The organism is Ruminococcus difficilis, assembly GCF_016680995.1.
Genome location: NZ_JAEQMG010000096.1, coordinates 1 through 5,346 on the forward strand (window position 1 = coordinate 1; position 5,346 = coordinate 5,346).

Consider the following 5,346-nt stretch of genomic DNA (forward strand, 5'->3'; position numbering starts at 1 on the left):
CCCTTCGGTCGATCAATTCATGCAATTCCTCAGTCCCCTTTCGGGGACAGCTCCCTTTACCAAAGGGAGCCTTGGAAATCGACTACTCATATATTTTATGATACTTTTTCGACAAGCTGCAGCGCCGTCCGAAAGGGCGGCGCTTTTTGTTGAGATCGTGCAGCAGTCATTCCTCGCAATGACATTTTGCAGCGCCCTCCTCGGAATAAGGCTTGTGCCACGATTTTTTACACTTCCGGTTAAGTTCGGTTGGTAGAAAGATCGCTTCTTTTATCGTATCATTGAGCTGTAAACCGCAGAAGGAGGATCGGTATGGAAGCGATCAAAACCCGAAATCTGATCAAGCAATATAAGGATCTGAGGGCAGTGAACGGGCCGGCGCTTACCGTCCGCGAGGGCGAGCTCTACGGGCTGCTGGGTGTGAACGGCGCCGGTAAATCCACCACCATCAAGATGCTGTCCTGTCTGACGCGCCCGACCTCGGGCGACGCGCTCGTGATGGGGCACAGCGTCGTCGGCGAGCCGGAGAAGGTCAAGGCGATCATAAACGTCTCGCCGCAGGAGACCGCCGTCGCCGCCAAGCTGAGCGTGCGTGAGAACCTCGAGTTCATCGCCCGCATCTACGGCTGTGACAAAAAAGAAGCCCGCGAAAAAGCGAACAAGATGATCGATGATTTTTCTTTTGAAGAAATAAGAAACAAACGCGCGGGCACCTTGTCCGGCGGCTGGCAGCGCCGACTGAGTATCGCAATGGCGCTGATCACCGAGCCGCGGGTGCTGTTCCTTGACGAGCCGACGCTCGGGCTGGACGTCCTCGCCCGAAGAGAGCTGTGGCGCCTTATCGAGAGCCTCAAGGGAAGGATGACCGTTATCCTGACCACCCATTATCTGGAGGAGGCGGAGAGCCTCTGCGACCGCATCGGGATCATGGCTCACGGCGAGCTGTGCGCCGAGGGTACCGCCGATCAGCTGAAGGCGCAGGCGGGTACCGATAACTTTGAAGAAGCCTTCATCACCATTGCGGGGGAGGGGATAGCATGAACAGAACGCTTACCTTTGCTTCACGCAATACGAAGGAGATCACCCGCGACCCGCTGACGCTGATCTTCGGCGTCGCCTTCCCGCTGGTACTGCTCCTACTGCTGTCGGCGATCAACAGGGCGATCCCCGACGGTCACGGCCCGCAGAACTTTCAGATACAGAATCTCGCGCCCGGCATCACGGTGTTCGGACTGAGCTTTCTGTCGTTGTTCTCATCTATGCTGATCGCGAAGGACAGGACGACGAGCTTTGTGCTGCGCCTGTTCACCTCGCCGCTCAGACCCGCCGAGTTCATCCTCGGCTACACCCTGCCGCTGCTCCCGATGGCGCTTATACAGACCCTGATCTGCTATCTCGCCGCTCTCCCGCTGGGGCTGAAGGCGAGCGCCGATCTGCTCGTTGCCGTTGTTGTAAACCTCCCGATCGCCGTCGTGTTCATCGCGCTGGGACTGCTGTTCGGCACCGTGCTGAACGAGAAGGCGGTCGGCGGCGTATGCGGCGCGTTGCTGACGAACCTCTCCGCGTGGTTCTCCAATATCTGGTTCGATACCTCGATGGTGGGCGGCGCGTTCGAGACCGTCGCGAACATCCTGCCCTTCTCCCATGCCGTGAAGGCGGCTCAGGCTGCCGCCGCGGGCAGCTATGCGGCAATCTTCCCCGACCTGTGGGTGGTGATCGCCTACGCGGCCGTACTCACCGTCGCCGCTTCTGTTGTCTTTGCCGTGAAACTGAAAAAGATGTAAAATCGCTGAAACGCCGAGCCCTCCCGCCCGGCGTTTTTTAACACGGATAATGCCCGTCATTCGCGGGCGGTCAACGACCGCCCCTACGGATTTACCTCTCAAAAAATCCGCCAAATTTCTTTTTCATATTTATAGCGCGTTCTCTTTGTGATAAAATAACGGTGTATTTTTTTAAAATGGGGGAATGGTATATGAAAATCGGATTTGACAACCAAAAGTATTTGGATATGCAGAGCCGGCATATCCGCGACCGCATCGCCCTGTTCGGCGACAAGCTGTATCTGGAATTCGGCGGCAAGCTCTTTGACGATTACCACGCCTCCCGCGTGCTCCCGGGCTTCAAGCCCGACTCGAAGCTGCAGATGCTCATGCAGCTCAAGGACGACGCGGAGATCGTCGTGGTCATCAACGCCGACGATATCGAGAAGAACAAGGTGCGCGGCGACCTGGGCATCACCTACGATCTGGATGTTCTGCGCCTGATCGATGTGTTCCGCTCCCGCGGGCTGTACGTCGGCTCGGTCGTGCTGACCCGCTTCGCCGACCAGAGCGCGGCGGTGAAATTTGAGGAGAAGCTCACCGAGAACGGCATCAGGGTCTATCACCACTACTCGATCCCGAATTACCCCTCGGATATCGACCTGATCGTCAGCGAGGACGGCTACGGTAAGAACGACTACGTCGAAACCACCCGCCGTCTGGTGGTCATCACCGCGCCGGGTCCCGGCTCGGGCAAGATGGCCGTCTGTCTGTCGCAGCTCTATCATGAGAACAAGCGCGGCATCAAGGCGGGCTACGCGAAGTTCGAGACCTTCCCGATCTGGAACCTGCCCTTGAAGCACCCCGTCAACGTCGCCTACGAGGCGGCGACCGCCGACCTCAACGACGTGAACATGATTGACCCCTTCCACCTCGAGGCTTACGGCGAGACGACCGTCAACTATAACCGCGATATCGAGATCTTCCCGGTGCTGAATACGATGTTTGAGACGATCCTCGGTAAATCGCCCTACAAGTCGCCGACCGATATGGGCGTCAACATGGCGGGCAACTGCATCATCGACGACGAGGCGACCTGCGCCGCCGCGAACCAGGAGATCATCCGCCGCTATTACACCGCCCTGTGCAACCAGACCAAGGGCAACGGCTCGCCCGACGAGACGTACAAGATCGGACTTTTGATGAAGCAGAACAAGCTCACCGCCGCCGACCGTGCCGTGATCGCTCCCGCGCTCCGGCGTGAGGAAGAGACCGGCGCTCCCGCCGCCGCGATCGAGCTCGAGGACGGCACCATCATCACCGGCAAGACCTCCGACCTGCTCGGCGCCTGCTCGGCGATGCTTCTCAACGCGATGAAGCACCTCGGCAATATCCCGAAGAGCGTCGACCTCATCGACGCCGCGGTCATCGAGCCCATCCAGAAGCTCAAGGTCGACCGTTTCGGCTCGCTGAATCCCCGCCTGCATACCGACGAGATCCTGATCGCGCTGTCGATCTCCGCGGTCACCAACCCGACCGCCCGACTCGCGATGGAGCAGCTCCCGAAGCTCAGGAACACCGAGGCGCACGCGACGGTCATCCTCTCCGAGACCGATACCCGCACCCTGAAGAAGCTCGGTATCCTCCTGACCACCGAGCCCAAGTACGAGACCAAGAAGCTTTACAGAGGCTGAGGAACGGAGAACGGAGAACAGAGAACGGAGAACAGAGAACGGAGAACAGAGAACGGAGAACAGAGAACGGAGAACGGTGAATGGTTAGGTGGGATGCCTTTGTACTCATCTTTATGATTTGTTCCCGAATATTTAGTAAATATTTCATATTTACACCTTGATTTCGTGCTCTGTTTGTAGTAAAATAACAATGATGTAACAAATACATTAATATTAATTCTTAGGAGGAATTATTATGTCAGTAAAAGTTGCTATTAACGGCTTTGGTCGTATCGGCCGTCTGGCTTTCCGTCAGATGTTCGGTGCCGAGGGTTACGAGGTAGTTGCTATCAACGACCTGACCAACCCCGCTATGCTCGCCAACCTGCTGAAGTATGACACCGCTCAGAAGGGCTACTGCGGCGTTATCGGCGAGGGTCTGCACACTGTTGAGGCAGGCGAGAACTCCATCATCGTTGATGGTAAGGAGATCACCATCTATGCTGAGGCTGACGCTTCCAAGCTTCCTTGGGGCGAGATCGGCGTAGACGTTGTTCTCGAGTGCACCGGTTTCTACTGCTCCAAGGAGAAGTCCATGGCGCACATCAATGCCGGCGCTAAGAAGGTCGTTATCTCTGCTCCCGCAGGCAAGGACCTCAAGACCATCGTATTCAGCGTTAACGAGGGTACTCTGACCGCTGAGGATCAGATCATCTCCGCTGCTTCCTGCACCACCAACTGCCTGGCTCCCATGGCTGATACACTGAACAAGTATGCCGAGATCCAGAGCGGTATCATGTGCACCGTACACGCTTACACCGGCGACCAGATGATCCTGGACGGTCCTCACCGCAAGGGCGACATGAGAAGAGCCCGTGCCGGCGCTTCGAACATCGTTCCCAACTCCACCGGTGCTGCTAAGGCGATCGGTCTGGTCATCCCCGAGCTCAACGGCAAGCTCATCGGTTCCGCTCAGCGCGTTCCCGTTCCGACCGGCTCCACCACCATCCTCACCGCTGTTGTTAAGGGCGACGACGTCACCGTAGAGGGCATCAATGCCGCTATGAAGGCTGCCGCTTCCGACAGCTTCGGCTACAACGAGGATCCGATCGTTTCTTCCGACGTTATCGGTATGCGTTACGGCTCCCTGTTCGACGCTACTCAGACCATGGTAGCGAAGATCGCCGACGGCCTCTATGAGGTTCAGGTTGTTTCTTGGTATGACAACGAGAACTCCTACACCTCTCAGATGGTCCGCACCATCAAGTACTTCGCTGAGCTGTAATCTCTGATCACGCTCAGTGGCTGAGGGAGAAGGACAACCCGTAGAATCCGGACGGCGCGTCGTTTTCTCAAAGCATCAATAAGCCAAATCGCGGCTGTGCATCACGCACAGCCGCTTTGTGCGTTTAGGGAGAACAGTGAACGGAGAACGGTGAATGGTGAATGGTGAATGGAGAATGGTGTTGGGAAAGCCTGACGGCTTTGTTGAAATAAGAACTAAGAAATAAGAAATAAGAAATAAGAAATAAGAAGTTACGGAAAGCCTGACGGCTTTTGGATTGGTATAACCGCTGCTTTTCAGACGTATGCGGCTCTGTTTTGATCTTTGCTGTGTCTGCGTCATTTTTAAACGTTGCGTAGGGGCGGTCATTGACCGCCCGAGGATGACGGGCGTTATCCATAACGAAAACGTCGGATAGGAAATGTCATTCCCTGCGACAGCGGGCGGTCGATGGTTGCCCTTGCGATGCTGTCAAAACAAAAAGGCTGCCGCTTATGCGACAGCCTTCAGCTTGTCGAAAAAGTATCATAAAATATATGAGTAGTCGATTTCCAAGGCTCCCTTTGGTAAAGGGAGCTGTCCCCGAAAGGGGACTGAGGAATTGCATGAATTGATCGACCGAAGG

General features: G+C 56.1%; 4 protein-coding genes. All 4 read left to right on the forward strand.

Going from position 1 to position 5,346, the window contains the following annotated elements:
- The first annotated feature begins 312 nt into the window (after positions 1 to 312).
- The 4 genes from JKK62_RS09590 (at position 313) to gap (ending at position 4,721) form a co-directional block, all read left to right on the forward strand.
- Positions 313 to 1,041 carry an ABC transporter ATP-binding protein gene (locus tag JKK62_RS09590; protein WP_201427697.1) on the forward strand — a complete coding sequence of 243 codons (729 nt, stop codon included), beginning with the start codon at positions 313 to 315 and terminating at the stop codon, positions 1,039 to 1,041.
- On the forward strand, positions 1,038 to 1,784 hold the full coding sequence (locus tag JKK62_RS09595; protein ID WP_201427698.1) for an ABC transporter permease: 747 nt from the start codon (positions 1,038 to 1,040) through the stop codon (positions 1,782 to 1,784). Before JKK62_RS09590 ends, JKK62_RS09595 begins: the two co-directional genes overlap by 4 nt.
- A 191-nt stretch (positions 1,785 to 1,975) precedes the next feature.
- A complete protein-coding gene (locus tag JKK62_RS09600) occupies positions 1,976 to 3,457 on the forward strand; it encodes a DUF1846 domain-containing protein (protein WP_201427699.1) in 1,482 nt (493 codons plus the stop codon).
- Positions 3,458 to 3,692: 235 nt separating this feature from the next.
- On the forward strand, positions 3,693 to 4,721 hold the full coding sequence (gap, locus tag JKK62_RS09605; protein WP_201427700.1) for a type I glyceraldehyde-3-phosphate dehydrogenase: 1,029 nt from the start codon (positions 3,693 to 3,695) through the stop codon (positions 4,719 to 4,721).
- The last annotated feature ends 625 nt before the right edge of the window (positions 4,722 to 5,346 follow it).

Excerpts from the sequence above, each read along its gene's own strand:
- JKK62_RS09590 (WP_201427697.1), top strand. The coding sequence starts at position 313 with ATGGAAGCGATCAAAACCCGAAATCTGATCAAGCAATATAAGGATCTG.
- gap (WP_201427700.1), top strand. The coding sequence starts at position 3,693 with ATGTCAGTAAAAGTTGCTATTAACGGCTTTGGTCGTATCGGCCGTCTG.
- JKK62_RS09600 (WP_201427699.1), top strand. The coding sequence starts at position 1,976 with ATGAAAATCGGATTTGACAACCAAAAGTATTTGGATATGCAGAGCCGG.
- JKK62_RS09595 (WP_201427698.1), top strand. The coding sequence starts at position 1,038 with ATGAACAGAACGCTTACCTTTGCTTCACGCAATACGAAGGAGATCACC.